Raw genomic sequence first — 19,074 nt, forward strand, 5'->3', positions numbered from 1 at the left:
TTTTATTTTATGATTTTAGATTGTAACTCATTTATCATTTGTTGCTGTTCTTTTATAGCCTCTACCAGAATAGGCAAAATACCCTGGTAGTTTAAAGACTTTTCTCCATTCGTGTCGGTTGATGCAAGTTCTGGTACTATTTTTTCGACCTCCTGAGCGATAAAGCCATATTGTTTTTTGTGCTCTACATTTTTGGTTTGCTTTGCCTTTTCATTCCAATCATAGGTTACTCCATTTAAAGAAGAAATAGCTTCAATTGGATTTACTATACTTTCTACATTTTCTTTAAACGCAACATCTGATAAGGTTTTATAAGCCTGCGTCCCTGCTATTGATCCGTTTACTTCTAACTCATGTGTTGGATTTTCTACTCCTATACCTACTTTTTTACTTCCTAAAAAGACATTTAATACTCCTTTTCCATTACTATCAAAATGAAAACTATCCTTCTTATCACTATATCTTAACCCCCAATTCGAGAAGTTTTTGGAGTGAGAAAGTACCATTTTGTCAGGATTAGATGTTCCGCTTTCAAATAAATATTGAGCAGGTTCATTTCCATTTTTAAACTGAATATTCTTTACATCTAATTGATTTGCATTAGATGTTTGATTGCCAGATGATGACGCCCCTGATTGTCCTAAGATTCCTTTTAATGTAGTACCATCTTTGAAAATAATATCTTGTTTTATAGGGTCGATAACAAGAAGGTCTGTATTTGATTTTCCTTTAAATATTATCTTCCCAGGAATGATTTCTTCATTTTTCCATCCAAAAATCTTCAAATCTTTAATTTGTCCTTCAACACCATTTAGTTTACTAGCATGAACACTTTTTACACGCATATAACTATCACTAATTATTGTTCTGCCACTTTTACCATAAAGGCTAATGTGACTATGGCTAGGTGCTGTTGAGTCTCCAAGGGTTAAGGCCCCATTAGATGATAGTTTAGCCGTTGCTTTACCTTTTGTATTTTCAATAATTAAATCTTCTCCGTTTTTAATTCGAAGATCGCCTTCAATTTGTACTTCTTTGTCTGTTAAAATAACATCTGCTTTTTTCATTTTTATTTGATTTATGGTTTATATAAAATTTGATTTATTTGAATCTGAAGCATCAAAATGCTTGAAATAAAAGTTATCTGTGAATAGGTCTTTATCAACCATGGTAACGTGTAGTTTTCCGTTAATCCCAGGAGTCGATGCGATAGGGTTTTGATCAGGAGTAAGGTTACAATATGTGATTCCTTCTAATTCGTCACCTTCAAAAATAGCTCCTCCTGGAAAAGGAATATAATTGGTTCTTTTTATGATTTTTTTATATACAAATTGTCTTCCTGTATACATATCAAAACCTAATAACCCCGCATCACCATCCCTACTATCACTCAACAAATAGAGGTTGCCATTTGGACTAAAACACCCTCCCTGAATTCGTTTTAATTTGAAGTTTTGAAAATTGGAGTCAAAAAGTGGAAATCTATCCAAAAAATGAACTCCGGTAATCTCTTTACCTTTGGTTTCTAATTGATATACAAACAACCCTTCTTTTGAATCAAAGTCAAAATTACTGGTGAATAATCGTTTAGTTTTTGGGTCAATTGCACACCAGGGAAAACCATGTTGATCATCATTTTTGATATCATAATCATATAGGCATTTTAATGTTTGGCAATCGTGGACTGCAATTTTTGGAGGGCGTTTTCCTTCTAAGGGAACAAAAACCTTGTTTTGATATATATCTATATCCCCCATATGATCGTATCCTTTACCATTTTGATAAAGCCTTGAAGGAATACCCGCATTATTACTCTTTTTTGTTTTGGAAGTAATCTTAGTGGTTAGCGGTATTTTAAAAAGATTATGTCGATTAGTAAAATACCAATATTGATCATCATGAGCCGCCCCTTGACTATTATCTCCCCATTCTGGATCAATTTTGGCAGGAAACTCTGCACTTTTTGTTAGTTTGTGAGGAGCTTGACAAGAGATCATCCAATTTTGTAATGAAATAAAATCTCTATTCTTATAAAATGGATTTAACCATTGTCTAAATGCTATTTTTTTATTGTAAAAATTGGTAAATAATTGCCTTATAGATGTCGCCGAATTCATATACTAATATTTTTAACTAATTGATAATCGCTTATTTCAACTCCTTCAAATGCATAGGTATCATCTCCCATCCCAAGAACTAAAATGACAGCTCCTTTAGGGGCATTATAAACAGCATACTTAATTGCTTTCTCTCGTTCCCGAATTTTGATAAGACTAGAATCTTCTTGCGCTATTTGATCTAGAATAGAAGTTGTAGATTCACTTCTGGATTGGTCTTCTGTAATAATAACAACATCACTGTAACGTTTTGCAATCTTACCCATCAATGGCCGTTTGGTTTTTGATCTATCTCCGCCACAACCAAACACAGTCCAAACAGAAGCATATGACTTTAGCTGTATATCTTTAAGTAAGCACAAAAGACCTCCTGGGTTATGCGCAAAATCAATTATGATGTCTTTATCATATTTTTTAATACGATGATGTCTTCCGCGGGGAAGTGAGAATCTTTTTGAAATTCCAATTGCTGATTTTATAGATATCCCCGAACTATCGGCACAAAGAATTGCAGCGCAAAAATTAGGAATAAACACTGCTGAGGGGATGCATATCTCTGAAAACCTCTGACCCTTATAATAAAGAGAGAAATACACCCCATCTTTATTATTCTTTTCAATTTCATACCGACAATGGGCTTCTGATTCTGATCCAAAAGTCAACACAACACAATTTGTATGTTCTTTTACAGATGCTAAATATTTATGATTTGTAATTGCAACACCATTCTCTTTAAGATGCTTTGAAAATAGTGTTAATTTGGTTTGTTTATATTCCTCATAATTATCATGATACTCAGCATGTTCATAATTAGATATTTTGGTAAGAACCGCCATATCAAGTTGAATACCATCATACAAATCATTCTTAAGAAAAGGGCTATGAGCTTCAAAATAAAAATCACAATCTGGAGTATTAAACCTAGCTTCTTCTAACAATAATGCTAAAGGGTCATTTTGTTCTAATCTATCGATGCGTTCCTGATTTTTCCAAAATCCTCTGGAACCATAGGTGTAAATATTTTTATGGACATTTTTATATAACTGCTCTAAGAAATAAAGCGTAGATGTTTTTCCATTTGTTCCTGTAACCCCAATAATCATTTCTCCTTTGTTTTTAGTTTAGTGTCAAAGAAGATTCAAAGGTTAACATCAGGATCTTATTTTTTTAGAAAAAAATTATCTACCTTTTTTTTAGTCATAATAATTTCTGGAAAGATTAAATCAATATGATGTCAGAATCATAATTATGATCTCTTAGCCTCATCCTTTATTATATTATGTTCTTTATCCATTTTTAAAAGGTTAACATTGTTTTTAAGAATTCTTATATTAGTTTTTTGTTAACCTTTACCATTCCTTCTACATTAATGATTGAAGAACAAATACTAATTTTACTAAAAAAGGGAGACTCCCAAACGTTAAAAACCATATATCAAGAGTATCGTGATGCTTTCTTACATTTTGCAAAGCGTTATGATATCGCAACCGAAGATGTAGTAGATGTGTATCAAGACGCAATTATTGTACTGCGAGAAAATGCCATTCAAGGAAAAATAGTTGGACAGAATAGTAGTATTAAGACATATTTATTTGGAATAGGGAAATTCATGATTTATAAGAAATTAAGAGCTTCTAAAAAAATGATAAAGGTAGAAGATCAAAGTTTTTTTGAAAATGAAGAAACGGGACAATTGTTATCATATGAAACAACAGAAACAAATAAACAGCAACAATTAGTACAACAAGCTTTGAAAAAAATAAGTGCTAAATGCAAAAAGGTTTTAGTATTATTCTACAGCCAAGGTTATAGTATAGAAGAGATTATGATTGCTGAACAATATGAAAATAAAAATGTAGTAAAAAGTCAAAAATCAAGATGTTTAAAATCCCTGAAAAAATTAATTAACCCCAACATATGATGGATAAAGAAACATTAATCATAAAACATTTTGAGGGTACCCTTTCTACGGAAGAGGCTAAATTATTTGATCAATTTATAAAAGAAGATCCTGAGTTTGAAAAAGAAGTTTATTTTCAAACTGATGTACAACTCGCCTTAAAAAAAGAGGAAGAATCAGAAATTAAATCACTATTTGAAAAACTCGAAGAAGAATATACTAATCCCAAAAAAACATCCAAAAAATTTGGTGTCGCAAAAATTTGGATTGCAGCTGCTTCTATTGCTATTCTAATAGGATGTGGAGTTTGGTTCGCATTACAAAACAGTACTATTGCCGGTGAAGATCTATACGCATCTTACTTCCAACCTTATCAAAATGTGGTACACCCTTTAATTAGGGGTATACAAGAAAAAGATCAAAAAACACTAGCTTTTGAAGCTTATGAACGTGGTCAATATGATGTTGCCAGTGAATTATTTGATAAATTATACCAAAAACATCAAGAACCATATTATCTATTCTATAAAGCTAATGCTTTGATGAAATTAAATCGTGTACAAGAAGCTATTCCATTACTAGAAAAACATCTGACCACAAATGACAGCTTAAAGGAAAAATCAGTCTGGTATCTTGCTTTGTCCCATCTAAAAACAAAAAACTACCCACAATCTAAGTCTTATTTAAAAGAGATTATACGAGATAAAAAATACAACTACAAAAAGGCAAAAGAGCTTTTAAAAGGGCTAAACAACCTTTGAGTTTTGAAATTTTGATTTTCTAATTCTTAAAAACAAAAGCAGAATTACGCAAAATGATACTCCGATTACCAATAATCTATTTCTATTCTTTGTAGCTATAGGATGTATAGCACCACTAACTTTAAAACCACCCCAGAAAAAGGGATGTTTCATTGGCTCGTCTTCAGTATTTTCTAAATATTTTCTTTTTGCTACAGCCATAGCTACATCTTTAGCATTACCTTGATCAAGAGCTTCATAATAATATTTCATTAGAACTGAAGTTGTTCTATCATCAACTTTCCATAGTGTTGTGGTCAATGAGGATGCTCCAGCATAATAAAACCCTCTTGCCAGACTTAACATCCCCTCCCCTTTCATAATTTTACCATAACCGGTTTCACAAGCACTAAGCGTGACTAACTCTGTACTAATATCATACACATATAAATCTTTTACATAAAGCTTACTGTTCTCATCATCCTCGATATTTTTACTAGAAAATGCCAGATAGGAATAGTCAGGATTAACATCATCAAAAAAGCCATGAGTCGCCAAATGTAATATATCATACTGACTTGATGTAGTTTTAAATGTACTTAGAGAAGCTTCTTGATCTATAAACACCTCGCCTCGAAAGTAGTTAGATATTTGATGAGCTTCATTTGTATTATATAATAATTGTCCTTTTGATTCTTCTCCAGTAAAAACAGGAGCAAACACTGCCATCTTTCTAGTATTTTTAAACTGTTTTTGTTGCTGTTCTTTGTATAAAGTTACAGAATTGGCATAACTAATTGAAAAATCAAAAATGAGATAATCTCCTTGTTTATTTGATTTGGACAAAGCTCCAAAAGGTATATATTGAAAAATTCCATCTGGAATAATTAGTAATGAATTTGTTTCTTCGGGAAGTGCTTTTTCTACAAAATCTTTAAAGATGGGCAGTGATAGTTCTTCATTATTGAATTGACTATTATAATTATATGACACAATCTCTTTATTCCAGTTTTGTATGTTGTCTTTTTTAGAACCATCTATAGGAAATCTAAAAAATCTTGAATTATCTCTTGATACAGAAATGATATATACATCATCCTGGGATAAAAAATAACTCATCATTCCTTGATTTTTTTTTAATATTTCTCCTTTTACCTCATCTAAGGAAACTACTTTAGAATTATATTTTAGCTTGTAATATTTTGGGTATTCATTTTCAATTTTTTTTATAAAATCATAGTATGTTTTTCGAAGTCGATAGAGCCTAGACAAACTATTTTTTTTGGATACACTATCTCTCGTTTTATATACTACTTTTTCAAGCGAATTTAATTGGGTTTGATAAATTTTTTCTTTCTGAATTATTTTATCCGGAACACCACCAAAATTTCTTGCATTTGTTTTTCGTATTGCTTCTACAAGATATATACTTTTACTTTTCTCTGAGAAATAAAATGCATCGTTTATGTAGTCCTGTTTTTGGGTTATTTGATGAAGATCGAAAGCAATTTCTGTCATTAAATGAAAAGCAGGATAAATATTATTAATCAACAACTCTTTATCTAAAAGGTTTTCAAACTCTGGCTTCATTTGATCCAAAGTTTCTATGATTTTATAAGAAGTAGTGTTCGCTTGCCTTAGATATTCTATCTCTCCTTCTTTTAGATACACTTCTTTTAATGCCTTTAGTTTTGAAAATAAAACTTTTATCAAAACTTGTTTTGATAAAACATAGTCAATATTAGGAGAACTCTTGAAATTTTTGTCCTGAAATTCAGGAGCTAGTTGTGTTAAGGCAATTTGATAGTGTTCGAGGGCTTTATGTGGTAATTTCTTGGCAAATAAAAGATTTCCAAGATTAACATAAGCCTCAGCAATGTCCTGATGTTTTTTATGATGATAATATTTTTTTGTCTGAAAGAGATATTCATCATAAAAAAATTTAGCTTTTAAAAAATCTTTTTTCTGCAAATAAATATCTCCATAGAATTGATTGGATGTTCTTTGAAATGGATCGTTTTCTATATAGAACTTACTACTTTGATTCAAAATGATTAATGCACTATCTAACTCTCTCTTTGCAATGTAATCTTTAGTTAGTATTTTTTGAATTGAAATAATTGTGTTTTTAAATCTTTTTTCACCCTCTATCTCATATTTTTGAACATAAAAGTCTAATGCTTGTTTTGCAAATACAATAGATTTATCATATTTCTTTTCATTTAAATATAGTGCTGCAATGTACATTTTCATCCCTGCATTTGCACTCTCACTACCATTATTCAAATTCTTCTGATAGAATTCTCTTGCGATGGCATGTTTTCCAAGGTTTTTATAAATAGAAGCAAGATATATATTTGCATTAAATATCTTTTTTGAAAATTTATTTGATCCTAAAGAATCTGCTACATGTATTAATCTCTTAAATTGATGTTGTGAGCTTGTATAATTTTTCAATTTATAATTATAAACTCCTTTTTTAAATAGTAAATCAATTTTATAGTTTTCCTTCTTCTCGAGACACTCAAATAATGGATCGTTTTTGAAGATTGAATCTGTTCTTTTTAAATTTCTTGATATTCCGTACAAATCAAAATGATAGTTTGCATTAGAAATCAGTTTAAACAACACCTTTAATTTATGAGGTAAATTGTCATTTTTATTAGCTATTTCGAAGCTTTTTTCTAAATAATATTCAAGACTATCTTTATCTTGATATAAGAATTTGACCCCCTTGACATAAAGGGAATCAAATTCTTTCACCTGTTTAATAGTACTACTTTGGCCAATGGCTAAATTGATATAACATAGAAATAACAAAAAGCTAATTTTCCAACTATTTCTCATAGAGTTAACGTATTCAATTCTCTTCATATGAAGGAATCAACACAACATCTGATATATTTATTTGATTCAATTCACTTTCAGATTTAAATGCAAATCTCAAATCAACTTCTATTTTGGTTTCTATTTCTCTTTTAAGATGGAGTCTAGACATAAAAAACTTACTATCCATAAAAGGTTCTAACTCAGTAAAAATACCTAGGAGTTCTCCATTTTTATCTAGTATCTCTCCTTTAAAACCATTATGATTCTCTAGGAAAATAAAATGATCTCCTATATAATACTGTATAGGGCAATTAAATTCTGGGCAAGGAGTATCATCATCGTCAATAGAATTAAAGCCAATAAACTCTTCTATGTACTCATATACTCTTGCTTTTTCAATTTCATATTGCAACCACTCTATTTTTTCATTAAATTTTGTTTCGCAATACATCGTATCAGATACAGCTCCTTTAACTTTATAGCTTAATAATTCTTCATTAAAAGACAAAACACTATCCTTACATTTATTTTTATCTCGTTCTAATGTTTTTATATACTCTCCTTTGGTTACATAAATATTATTTTGTGTATGTTTTGATACGATACTAAATTCTGTAGTTTGAAATTCATTATCGTTTTGCGAACAAGCAAGCAGTAATACCGTTAGTATTAGTGTTGTAAAAAAAGTGTAATTTTTCATTTGTGTGATGTATTTAATTAGTATCCCATTTCTTTTTTAGTGTATAAAACCTGTAAAGGTTAACACTTGGCATAATAATTTTAATCCTCTTAACATGGATACTATTCTTTATCCAATAAACTCACTAATATGAGATGCACGAATGTAAAATTTATCACACAAAAAAATAAGGGGCAAAAAACCCCTTTTTTATTTCTAATACATTCTGATGCTATAATACAAAAACTATTTCTTCAAATTTTTGGCTACATTTTCAAGTTCTATATACCAATCTTCGCCAAACTTTCTAATTAAGGCTTCTTTTACAAATTTATAGATAGGCACCTGAAATTCTTTACCTAAGGTACAAGCATCATCACAGATTTCCCATTTATGATAATTCACAGCAGAAAACTCTGTATATTCTTGAACACGTACGGGATATAAATGACAAGATACTGGTTTTTTCCAATCTACTTCTCCTTGGTTATACGCCTCTTCTATAGCGCACATTGCAGTACCTTTTTCATCAAAAATCACGTATGCACAATCTGCACCATCAATCAGTGGTGTTTCTAACTCTCCGTCGGCAGTTTTAACATGAGTTCCTTGACGTTCGATAGCCTCGATACCTTCTTTTCTTAGATAGGATTTGACTATTGGATATACCTCTTTAAGCTTATCAATTTCAGATTCTTCCAGAGGTGCTCCTGCTTCTCCATCTATACAACAGGCTCCTTTACATGCAGAAAGATTACATACAAAATCCTTCTCTATAATATCTTCAGAAACTATGGTTTTTCCTAATTGAAACATGCGGCTAAGATAATTCTTATGCCAGAGAATTTTTACAATTTATTCACCTTTTTGTAATACCTTTATTAAATAAAGTCTATTTACATTTGCACAAATTTTTGAAATCATTTTCTTATGAACTTTAACCTTAAAGAGATATTAACTGCAAGTATGATTTTATTTGCGGTTATCGATATTATTGGAAGTATCCCTATTATTATTGACTTACGTAAAAAGGTAGGGCATATTCAAAGCGAAAAAGCATCGGTAGTAGCTGCTATATTGATGATCCTATTTTTGTTTGTAGGTAAAGAAATTTTAGGGTTAATTGGTATAGATGTAAATTCTTTTGCTGTTGCAGGAGCTTTTATTATATTTTTTCTTGCTATAGAAATGATACTAGGAATACAATTATATAAAGATGATGCTCCAGAAACTGCAGCTGTTGTTCCTTTGGCTTTTCCTCTAATTGCCGGAGCTGGTACTATGACATCTATTTTATCTTTACGAGCAGAATATCATACTATTAATATTATAATAGCCATCGTAATCAATATTATCTTTGTGTACATTGTTCTAAAATCCTCTGGTAGGATAGAAAAAGTTTTAGGAAAACAAGGAATAAACGTAGTTCGGAAAATATTTGGAGTAATTTTACTTGCAATCGCTGTTAAATTATTTGCAACTAATATTCAAGGACTTTTTTAAACAAATACAACCATGAAATATTTTATATACATACTCATTATTATTGCTTCGGGTTTAATTATTTATAATGCTACTCATTTAGATTTTGGTAATTTATTAGATGGAAATAGTAAAACTGCCCTCATTAGTATTTTTGCTTCTGCTTGTGTAATCGTATTGCTATCTATTTTACTAGTTTCTAAAGCTATTCAAAAGAAAAAAAATAATCTCTAAGGAGTCTTTTAATACACTACCAGATGAGAAATAGTATCAAAAAACAAAAAAGCAGGCAATAATTACTGGTGGGATTGAGATCACCATTAAAATCATAAAGAAGTTGTGCAATTTTCTAAACCATAATGCACGCATTAATGATTTTTTCAATTTAGCATCTCCAGAATTATTAATATGTTCTTTTATAATATCTCCAGAAACGTAAGAGGTATCGACCAAAATATCATGTTTTAAAAAAATCGAAGCGCTATTATCTAACAGCCTAAAAGCTACAGCTATAATAAAGAAAAAAAGTGGTGAACAAATTGCAATTGCAACTAAATACTCTTCTAGTTCTGACATATCAGGGGTTATGATTACTCTTCTTTAGAAAGCGATAATACTTTATTAATCATCGCATCGTCTTTGTTTATAATTCTTTCAAATGCGTCTGTACCGAATAATTGTTGTGCCATAGTGGCTTTCAAATATTTTTTTAATTGTTCTTTATAATTCTTAAGCTGAATTTCTATACCTCTTCTCCTTGCGTATTGTAAAAAGTCTTCTGCAAAAGTATCATCAACATCTATTTTTTCCTTGAATTCCTCCTCTGATAATTCATTATAATATGATCTATTTTTATCTAATTCTTCAAAGACATATCCTCCCATACGGCCAGAGCGCAACAAATAATCTAAAGTTTCACCAACTCTCGTCGTATCTTTACTTACAAATATATCGGGTATAATACCTCCTCCTCCATAAACTGTTTTCCCTCCCGGAGTTTTAAACTTCAAAGAATCTGCTACCTGAATACTATCTGCATTTTGTAATTCTCCATTTTTATAACGCTCCATATATTCATTAAAATACTCCTTATTTCCGTTAGCATATGGTTTTTGAATGGAGCGTCCTGTTGGAGTATAATATCTAGAAATTGTAAGTCGTATAGCGCTACCATCCCCTAAGGCCATTTCTCTTTGCACAAGTCCTTTTCCGTATGAACGTCTACCCACAATCAGACCTCTATCATTATCCTGAATTGCACCTGCAAAAATCTCGCTAGCAGAAGCAGAGTTTTCATTAAGTAAGACATATACTTTACCTTGTTCAAAACTTCCTTTATTGGTTGCAAAATTATTTTCGATGGCTCCTTTTTTATTTTTAGTAAACATAATAAGAACATCATCTTTTAAGAACTCATCTGCCATTTTTAATGCTGGAGCTATAAATCCTCCTCCATTATCACGAAGATCAATCACTAAACTCTCTGCACCATCATCCAGAAGTTTATCCATTGCAACTTTAAATTCTTTATACGTAGTCTCTGCAAAGCGGTTTATTTTTACATATCCCAGATTATTATCAAGCATATAAGAAGCATCCACACTTTGAAGAGGTACTCTTCCTCTTTTTACAACCACATCAAATACGCCTGTACCTTTTCTATAGACTCTAAGTTGTACTTGACTATTTAATTCTCCTTTTAGTTTATTAGCTAATCCTTCTCGTATTAATCCTTCTCCAAACAAGGTGTCATTATCAGCCATTAATATCCTATCGCCTGCCTTTATTCCTGATTTTTCGCTTGGCCCTCCCTTAATCGTATTAATTACAGAGATGGTATCTCGATATGGATAATAGCTTACGCCAATTCCGATAAAATCTCCTTGCATACTTTCTGTTATACCCTCTAATTCTTCTGGTGGTATATATACAGAATGAGGATCTAAATTCTCTAATATTCTATTCACCGTGACCTCTACGATACTATCTGTATTAATTTCGTCTACATATTCATAATCTATATAATCAATAAGTCTATTGAGTTTTTCTTTTTTGGCATTATAAGAAAATAGCTTAGCTGAAGGATTGGTAAAATCAAGTTTGCTGCCTAAAAACACACCTACTCCAACCGCCAAACCTAAAAACAAAGGCAAGTATTTTTTTGAATATCCCATTATTCGTCTAAATCCGTAATCTTTTCTATTTCTACTCCAGCTTTAGCAAGAAAGCTTAAACCAGAATTATCTTTATAATCAATCTGATACACTATACGTTTTATTCCCGCCTGGTGAATCAATTTACTACATTCCTTACATGGTGATAGTGTAATATAAAGCGTTGCTCCTTTACAAGATTGTGTCGATGACGCTACCTTAGAAATTGCATTTGCTTCTGCATGCAACACATACCACTTTGTATATCCTTCTTCGTCTTCACACGGATTTTCAAAACCTGTTGGGGTTCCATTAAATCCATCTGAAATAATCATCCTATCCTTTACAATAACCGCACCAACTTTTTTTCGTTCGCAATGGGATAATTTCCCCCATTCTCTTGCTATTCTTAGATAGGCTTTATCGTACTTAAGCTGTTTTTTATTTGGCATAGGGTAGAATAACTGATGTACTGATAACAATCAAAATACGAATATATTATTACGATGTGGCAAATACAACCATAAATGTTACTTATTTATTTACCAAATTTTATTTGCCATAAGCATTGGGATTACCATTCCGATAACTATCGAAGATACTACAAGAATCCAATCCCGTTTAGAAAACCTTAAAACTGTTAGTGCTATAAAACTTATAATAAAAACAATTAAAACAATCAAGATTTGTGCAACTTCTACTCCTAAGGAGAATCCAATAATGCTTAAAAACTTAGAACCAAACCCACTACTCATTTTAAAGAAGCTCGAAAAACCTAAACCATGAATTATTCCAAATATTAGTGTAACAACATAAAAAATACTAATTCCACTGTTAGAAGGTGTTTTATTTGCTCTCATTACATTAAATATACCCGTAACCAAAATGGTAGCAAGAATCATAAATTCTATTAGATTTCTATTTACCGATATTGCACCATACGTTACTAAGAACATAGATATAGTATGCCCTAATGTAAAAATGGTGACTAGTATTAAAACACGTTTCCAGTGGTTTGCATTATATACTAAAGTTAACAAGATAAAAAACAGTACATGATCATATGCATTTAGATCTAGTACGTGTTTAAAGGCTAGTTGTATATTAAACCAAAATTCTGACATATTTTTTTGGGTTTTTTTAGGTATGGGACTAATGTACAATTAAATACAATAATGAAGAAATATGAAAAAAATTCTTACCAAAAAATTAAGAGATTTACTATTGATAAAACACCAAGTAAAAAGCCTCAAAAATAAAGATTCTTGAGGCTTTTTTTAATGCACACCTATTTCTTTCTTGAATTACAAAAGACCTAATTTTAAAATAACGTATATCCTAAAATAACAGAGAATGATTTGTAATTATAGCTTTGCGCATTGAATCGCCCGTATATTTCACGACCAGTTGCAAATCTTGTTTCTATACTATATTTATTATTATATTTAAAACCAACACCTCCAATTACATTAGTTCTAGACTCCAGATCAAAGGATGTTGGATCAGCAGCATTAATCTGTATCGAATATGTTGAATCAAATTCAAAATCTAATACATAAGCTACATTCACAAACAACTTAGATTTATCATTCAAAAAGAAATAATGTCGTGCACCTATGGGTAGTTCAATAGACTTGTATTCTACCTTATAATTCCGAATTGTTGGCGTTCCTGTAAAGGAAGGATTTGTTTCTGTTTCTATATTAGAATCATACGATTGGTATGTAGGCTCTATAAATATTGCCCATTTACCTTTATTAAACGGTAAGACAAACTCAGCCTCGACACCGAGTTTAAAAGTCGTTTTATTTTCAAAATCACCTACATTACTAGAAGTCCTATTTCTATATGGTAAAGATGCGAAACCAATCCCTGGTTTAATACTTAGGTTAAATAAGTCTCGATCCTCTCTTTTTTGAATGTTTACAAAACTTGGATCTATGCAGGTATTATATTTTGTGAAATATTTTATTAGGCTTTTTCTTTTGTATTCAGTTTTTGCAGCTTCACTTTCTTCTATATTATCACATCGTACATCTGTCCAAAGTTGTTGTTTATATCGATTATTCTTATCAATTTGAATACTGGACACCCTATATACTTTATAAATTAATTGCTGGATATTATCATCTCCTACATTATAAAAATATCTTCTTAGATTCCCATCTTCATATAAGTACAAATTAGCCTCTCCTTTAACCAAATGTTTTAAAAAAAGTGTTTCTTCTTTAAATTCAGGGTTTTTATTGTCACTTAACTTCTTCAAATCTTTACTTGACCTATCTATATCTATAGTTACTCTTATATATCTTAAATCTGAGACAGCAAATTCTTTAATATTTTTTATATACCCTGTTTTGGCTTTGGCATCTTCTGTTATTTTATATTGAATTTGGGTAGGATTATCATGCCAATCGATATTTTTAATTAGACATTCTGTCTTTGATCCATTATTATCTATAAAATATCCTTTTTCAAATTTAATTTGAGCATATCCTGTAACACTAAGGATCATTAATAAAAGTAAAAGTGGTAGTTTTTTCATTTCAATGTTTAGTTTCTGTTTCTTCTCCAAAATTATTATACAAAACTGGGTCCTATTTGACCTAGCAATTGCAACAATACAAACTAGTAGTTTCATTTTTTGATACTGGAAGAAAAAATAATCCTAAATAATTATAATCAACCAACAAAAAGACCCTAAGGCCATTATTATGAGAACCTTATGGTTGTATTAAAATTTTTATTTTTTTTGGGGTGTTTCCCCTGTGTTTGAAATAAATAAAATACTTACATTTATTCCTCTAGATAAATTAACCAACATATTATACTTTCAAAGAAAGTATTTTGAATGGATACCGTAGCAGAAACACAAAAAAACATAAATGAAAATTAATACTATTCTTCAGATCGTTGCTCTCGTATTTTTGGTCATTATTGGATATATATCTTTTAATTCTGGATCCAATTGGAAAATTATAAAATCAGAATTGGATAGAGCTCGAGAAGAATTAAAAATCTCAAAAGATACTTTAGCTGCTACCAAAATCAATTTACAAAAATCTCTAAAAGAAATAAACAAATTGAAACTTCAAAAAGATCTTGTAACCCATAAACGAGATTCTTTATTACTAGATTTTGGAGAGAAAAATGCAATAGATTGGGACCATAAAATGAAACTCCAAGATTCATTAAAGAAAATTCAGGACAAAATAACTGTAGAAACAAAATTGTTAGACAGCTTATTTGGCTTATAAACTCTATATAGAATAAAGTCTATCACTCATAATTCTTAGCATCATGAAAAAATTCTATTTACTTACCTTTTTGATATTCTCCATTTCGATCTCTTATAGTCAAGATCTGCTTGTAGTAGAGTTAGATTCTATAAAGGCCTATGAAATCCCTGCATCTTATGCTAACCGCAAAGGGGTACCGTATTTGGCAAAAAAAGATGTCCCTTATATTTTTAGAACATCAGACATTTATTTAATGAATTCTATTTCTTATGAGACAATGAAAAGAATTTATCAAGGGATGAAAGACAAGGATACCGTTACAGAGGCTATACTCAAAAATTATACAGCAACTCTAAGACGTAATGTAGAATTAGAAAATCAATTAAAATCCAATTTTGCAAAAAGCGACAGTTTAGATCAGATTGTTTATCAAAAAACTCAAGCTACCTTAATTAATACCCAAAGGGCGTTAGATTATACCGTAAACAGCTTAGAGAAGGCCACTAATAGTCTTGAAATCGTAGAAAAAAGTACTAAAAGACAACGAAGAAAAAGTGCTTTTGAAAAAGTGCTCTATGCTATTGGAGGTGTAGGAATAGGAGTCTTAGTTGGTGTATCTCTTTAATGAAATTGATATCGATTCTATCTATATCCTAGATTCCGGTTTTGAAATTATCAATACTTACCTTGTTCCTTTCTTTATGATATTCTTTTAACCGATCTTCTCCTTGCTTCTCTGCCCAAGATTTAAGTTGCGTTCTTTCCTCTTTGAAATCCATAAAAGGAACGGCATACCCACATGATGTTTGTACTGTATCCACATTCATTTCAATAATTTGTCGAGAACCTAAAATTTTAGGAAATAAATCAATGTATTCATGATAAGATTCATCTCTTTGATGATATATCTTAGCTTGTCCATAAAGTCTAAGAATAAGTGGTTTTCCTTCAAAAGAACAAAACAAAATTGTCATTCTGTTATTCTTTAATACATGTGCGGCTGTCTCATTTCCACTACCAGTAAGATTAAGCCACACTACTTTATTTGGTCCTAAAACCCGAAATGTATCCATACCTTTAGGAGAAATATTTACTCGCCCTTCTGTCGCAGCAGTCCCAACAAAAAAAATCTTCTGATTCTTTATAAAAGTTTCAAATTCTGGGTTGATCTCATCAAATATCTTAGCCATTTTATCTTTTACGTATTACAACTCTTACTTCCATAAACATTAAACATTGATTATGTTATCAATATTTATAGCATCTCTTTAGTTATTGTAAAAGTAAATAAACTTCCTTCTCCTTCCTTAGAAGAAACAGTAATTTTCCCTCCCAGATTACTAATAATTTTTTTGACCGTTGCTAATCCGATACCCGTTCCTACATTTCCATCTCTATCAGCTACTCCCACTACAGAAAAAAGCTCAAAAATTTTATCTAAATGTTCTTGTGGAATACCATCAGCATTGTCTTTTACAGAAAACTCATAAAAATCCTTTGTATCTCTTAAATCAACCTCTACAATTATATTAGACTTTGTATTATACTTAATTGCATTAGTAACAAGATTGATCAATATCTGCATAAGTGCAGCCCTATTAACTGTGAGTTCTTCTACGTCACTTTGAAAATTAAAAATAACATTTCGTTCTGTATCAGTGATTCTTTTTAATTCATGCATTAAGACATCAAAAGCAACAGTTTCTTTTTTATGAATAATGAGATCATCACTCTTATAAAACTTAAGAATACCATCGATATAATTTCTAAGAGAATACGAGGATGATTTTAGGTACTCCAAGTACTGTAAAGATTCTTTATTTAATGTATCTTTATTATCATAGGCCAAAAGTTCGGTTAAAGAAATAATATTAGCTAACGGAGATTTAAGATCATGAGAAACAACACTTGCAAATTTCTTTAAATCTTCATTTCTACTTTTTAATTTATCTTGAATTTTTTGGAGTTTAAAATTCTGATACCTCTGTTCAAACAAATTGATAACCTGTTTGGCCATAGATATTAATGCTTTTTGTTGTTCTTGAGTAAGTTTTCTGGGTTTATTATCGTACACACATAACATTCCTAATTTAAAACCATTTGAATCTACCAAAGGAGCCCCTGCATAAAAAATGGCTTGATGTTCTGTAACCAAAGGGTTATTAAAAAAACGTTTGTCTTTTCTAGAATCCTCGATAATGGTAATCGTATCATTAGAATTAATTGCGTGACCACAAAATGAAATTTCTCTAGGGGATTCACTAAATGGGACTCCGTGATGTGATTTTAAAAAATTTCTGTCTTTATCTAATAACGTAATTAACGATATCGGAGCATCACAAATATAGGATACCAGCGAGGTTATATTATCATAATCTTCTTCTGGCAGTGTATCTAATAATTGATACTTTTCTACGGCTGCCAGACGTTCTTTTTCATTTTTCGGAATGCTTGGGGAAATCATAATACCGATACTTTAAAGTTAAATATACTACAAAGAACAGCTATCTAAATTAATCATTTAGTAATACATTAAAAAAATGTTCTTTGGTAATATCAACTTAGTACACTTTTTTAGAGAAACATTACAGCAAAGTACATCGCTAAGGTCTTGTTTTTTGGTTTTAGCATATTAATCTTTTGTTAAAAAAACCTATAAAATCACTACCATTATTATTAACGGTAGTGATTTTAATCCCAAAAGTTCTTTATAAAATTATAATATCGCTTCTCCAATAAAGAAAATTAGATTACTTAGTGAAGCATCTCGTTTAGGAAATAATGCCTGCATTCTTTGATCTGTTCCCATCTGTTTCATCCCTTCTGGTGAGTCAAAATAAAACCTATGTATTTCATCAGGTTTTTCGACTATTCCTTTTGACTCAAATGGAGCAATAAAACGTTCAAAATGAGTCCCAAATTCAGGAATTATTTTACATGCTTCATCGTGATATTCTCCAAATTGCTTTCTATACTTCTCTCCTTCTTTAAAATACACTAAAGCAATACCGTATGTTTTGGTTTTGTCTCCTGTTTCTTTTTTAAATTTAAAATCAGTATTCTTACTAGTAAAGATCGAAATATCTTTAATAGATGGCATTGCAAATTCCTTTCTTACCTTCATGAACTCCTCGTCCTGATTAAACTTATTAAAGACTTCAATACTTGGATAAGATGCAAAATGTATTTCGTCTGGTAATTCAACATCTCCTTTTGCCAACATTTTAGGCTTAATAATTCGTTCTATCTTACCCCCATATTGTTCTAGTATGGCCGCTCCCCTTCTCTTATACTCTTCAAATTTTTCTTCTTGACCATCTTTAAGATATACCAAAGCAACATTTATGATTTCTTCTTTTTTGGATATTGCCATTTCTTCTACTTTATTTTTTTTATTCGTTTTATGCAATGCTATGGTAGATGTTTCTGATTCCTTATTACAAGACATTATCAATACCACTATTGCCAGACTTAAATTCAGTTTTAATACATTCATGTTATTGATTTTTTGAATTAATAAAAGTTTCCATGTCTTTTAAACCCATTGTCCAAAGATTTCTAAATGCTTCCTGAGCAACTGGTGCGTTCTCCTTGTCAGCATCGAATGTTGCCGACCATTCTACTTCAGTCTTTTGATCAGAAATTGATTTTACTTTCATCGTTCCTACTATATTTTCTACGGGTAACATTTCCTGAGAAGGAATTCCATAAACAAAAGTTTTTGTCTCTGCATTAACCTCGATAATATCTTCATCGAGTTTGGACCCATCATGAGTTTCGCAAAAGCGTTTTCCATCTGCTATGCGACAGGTTTTAATAAGCGATGCAAACCATTGATCTACACCTTCAACTTTACTAATAACTTCCCATGCTTGTTGCGGAGTAACATTCATAGCATGGGTGATTTTTTGAGAAAACTTTTCCATCATATATAT

Annotated in this window: 21 protein-coding genes; 6 read left to right on the forward strand and 15 right to left on the reverse strand. The window is 30.7% G+C overall.

Translation table 11 applies throughout. The features are described 5' to 3' along the window. Positions 1–2: 2 nt before the first annotated feature. Genes DK442_RS10325 through DK442_RS10335 form a run of 3 tightly spaced genes read right to left on the reverse strand, consistent with a single transcriptional unit; the run spans position 3 to position 3,220 of the window. Positions 3–1,067: a tail fiber domain-containing protein gene (locus DK442_RS10325; protein ID WP_109435783.1), complete on the reverse strand. Its 1,065-nt coding sequence runs from the start codon at positions 1,065–1,067 to the stop codon at positions 3–5. A gap of 18 nt (positions 1,068–1,085) precedes the next feature. Continuing rightward, positions 1,086–2,117, reverse strand: a complete 1,032-nt coding sequence (locus DK442_RS10330) for a hypothetical protein (protein WP_109435784.1) — start codon at positions 2,115–2,117, stop codon at positions 1,086–1,088. Next, on the reverse strand, positions 2,114–3,220 hold the full coding sequence (locus DK442_RS10335; protein WP_109435785.1) for a Mur ligase family protein: 1,107 nt from the start codon (positions 3,218–3,220) through the stop codon (positions 2,114–2,116). Before DK442_RS10335 ends, DK442_RS10330 begins: the two co-directional genes overlap by 4 nt. 266 nt (positions 3,221–3,486) lie before the next feature. Between DK442_RS10335 and DK442_RS10340 the strand changes: the two genes are divergently transcribed. Both DK442_RS10340 and DK442_RS10345 read left to right on the forward strand, forming a co-directional pair. Then, positions 3,487–4,038: an RNA polymerase sigma factor gene (locus DK442_RS10340; RefSeq protein ID WP_109435786.1), complete on the forward strand. Its 552-nt coding sequence runs from the start codon at positions 3,487–3,489 to the stop codon at positions 4,036–4,038. Further along, the gene (locus DK442_RS10345) at positions 4,035–4,778 is read left to right on the forward strand and encodes a tol-pal system YbgF family protein (RefSeq protein ID WP_160114117.1); all 744 of its coding nucleotides are present in this window, start codon (positions 4,035–4,037) and stop codon (positions 4,776–4,778) included. The genes DK442_RS10340 and DK442_RS10345 overlap by 4 nt, the downstream gene beginning before the upstream one ends. On the opposite strand, the gene DK442_RS10350 is transcribed toward DK442_RS10345, so the two are convergent. From DK442_RS10350 to DK442_RS10360, 3 genes are all read right to left on the reverse strand, one after another. Next, positions 4,764–7,631, reverse strand: a complete 2,868-nt coding sequence (locus DK442_RS10350; RefSeq protein ID WP_109435788.1) for a CHAT domain-containing protein — start codon at positions 7,629–7,631, stop codon at positions 4,764–4,766. The genes DK442_RS10345 and DK442_RS10350 overlap by 15 nt on opposite strands. Further along, positions 7,618–8,286, reverse strand: coding sequence for a hypothetical protein (locus DK442_RS10355; protein ID WP_109435789.1), 669 nt, complete (start codon positions 8,284–8,286; stop codon positions 7,618–7,620). The genes DK442_RS10350 and DK442_RS10355 overlap by 14 nt, the downstream gene beginning before the upstream one ends. 225 nt (positions 8,287–8,511) lie before the next feature. Further along, entirely contained in the window at positions 8,512–9,081 is a 570-nt protein-coding gene (locus DK442_RS10360) for a DUF3109 family protein (protein ID WP_109435790.1), read from the reverse strand. A gap of 114 nt (positions 9,082–9,195) precedes the next feature. On the opposite strand from DK442_RS10360, the gene DK442_RS10365 reads away from it, so the two are divergent. Then, positions 9,196–9,768: a MarC family protein gene (locus tag DK442_RS10365; RefSeq protein ID WP_109435791.1), complete on the forward strand. Its 573-nt coding sequence runs from the start codon at positions 9,196–9,198 to the stop codon at positions 9,766–9,768. 12 nt (positions 9,769–9,780) lie between these two features. Beyond that, entirely contained in the window at positions 9,781–9,981 is a 201-nt protein-coding gene (locus DK442_RS10370) for a hypothetical protein (RefSeq protein ID WP_109435792.1), read from the forward strand. A 36-nt stretch (positions 9,982–10,017) separates the two neighbouring features. On the opposite strand, the gene DK442_RS10375 is transcribed toward DK442_RS10370, so the two are convergent. The 5 genes from DK442_RS10375 to DK442_RS10395 form a co-directional block, all read right to left on the reverse strand. Next, positions 10,018–10,323, reverse strand: coding sequence for a hypothetical protein (locus DK442_RS10375; protein ID WP_109435793.1), 306 nt, complete (start codon positions 10,321–10,323; stop codon positions 10,018–10,020). A 14-nt stretch (positions 10,324–10,337) separates the two neighbouring features. Beyond that, a complete protein-coding gene (locus DK442_RS10380) occupies positions 10,338–11,921 on the reverse strand; it encodes a S41 family peptidase (RefSeq protein ID WP_109435794.1) in 1,584 nt (527 codons plus the stop codon). Then, positions 11,921–12,352, reverse strand: a complete 432-nt coding sequence (locus DK442_RS10385) for a dCMP deaminase family protein (RefSeq protein ID WP_109435795.1) — start codon at positions 12,350–12,352, stop codon at positions 11,921–11,923. The genes DK442_RS10380 and DK442_RS10385 overlap by 1 nt, the downstream gene beginning before the upstream one ends. 90 nt (positions 12,353–12,442) lie before the next feature. Further along, positions 12,443–13,024, reverse strand: a complete 582-nt coding sequence (locus tag DK442_RS10390) for a HupE/UreJ family protein (RefSeq protein ID WP_109435796.1) — start codon at positions 13,022–13,024, stop codon at positions 12,443–12,445. Positions 13,025–13,221: 197 nt separating this feature from the next. Continuing rightward, positions 13,222–14,445, reverse strand: coding sequence for a tRNA modification GTPase (locus tag DK442_RS10395; RefSeq protein WP_160114118.1), 1,224 nt, complete (start codon positions 14,443–14,445; stop codon positions 13,222–13,224). A gap of 340 nt (positions 14,446–14,785) precedes the next feature. Between DK442_RS10395 and DK442_RS10400 the strand changes: the two genes are divergently transcribed. Both DK442_RS10400 and DK442_RS10405 read left to right on the forward strand, forming a co-directional pair. Continuing rightward, positions 14,786–15,157, forward strand: a complete 372-nt coding sequence (locus DK442_RS10400) for a hypothetical protein (RefSeq protein WP_109435798.1) — start codon at positions 14,786–14,788, stop codon at positions 15,155–15,157. A gap of 43 nt (positions 15,158–15,200) precedes the next feature. Further along, positions 15,201–15,764: a hypothetical protein gene (locus tag DK442_RS10405; RefSeq protein WP_109435799.1), complete on the forward strand. Its 564-nt coding sequence runs from the start codon at positions 15,201–15,203 to the stop codon at positions 15,762–15,764. A 28-nt stretch (positions 15,765–15,792) separates the two neighbouring features. On the opposite strand, the gene DK442_RS10410 is transcribed toward DK442_RS10405, so the two are convergent. The 4 genes from DK442_RS10410 to DK442_RS10425 all read right to left on the reverse strand — a co-directional run bounded on the left by DK442_RS10410 (position 15,793) and on the right by DK442_RS10425 (position 19,065). Beyond that, positions 15,793–16,329: a pyridoxamine 5'-phosphate oxidase family protein gene (locus tag DK442_RS10410; RefSeq protein ID WP_109435800.1), complete on the reverse strand. Its 537-nt coding sequence runs from the start codon at positions 16,327–16,329 to the stop codon at positions 15,793–15,795. A 65-nt stretch (positions 16,330–16,394) separates the two neighbouring features. After that, entirely contained in the window at positions 16,395–17,603 is a 1,209-nt protein-coding gene (locus DK442_RS10415) for a GAF domain-containing sensor histidine kinase (RefSeq protein WP_109435801.1), read from the reverse strand. Positions 17,604–17,855: 252 nt separating this feature from the next. Next, the gene (locus DK442_RS10420) at positions 17,856–18,635 is read right to left on the reverse strand and encodes a hypothetical protein (RefSeq protein WP_109435802.1); all 780 of its coding nucleotides are present in this window, start codon (positions 18,633–18,635) and stop codon (positions 17,856–17,858) included. A 1-nt stretch (position 18,636) separates the two neighbouring features. Further along, positions 18,637–19,065, reverse strand: a complete 429-nt coding sequence (locus tag DK442_RS10425) for an SRPBCC family protein (RefSeq protein WP_160114119.1) — start codon at positions 19,063–19,065, stop codon at positions 18,637–18,639. Between the last annotated feature and the right edge of the window lie 9 nt (positions 19,066–19,074).

This window comes from Aquimarina sp. AU119 (genome assembly GCF_900312735.1).
GTDB classification, from domain to species: domain Bacteria; phylum Bacteroidota; class Bacteroidia; order Flavobacteriales; family Flavobacteriaceae; genus Aquimarina; species Aquimarina algiphila.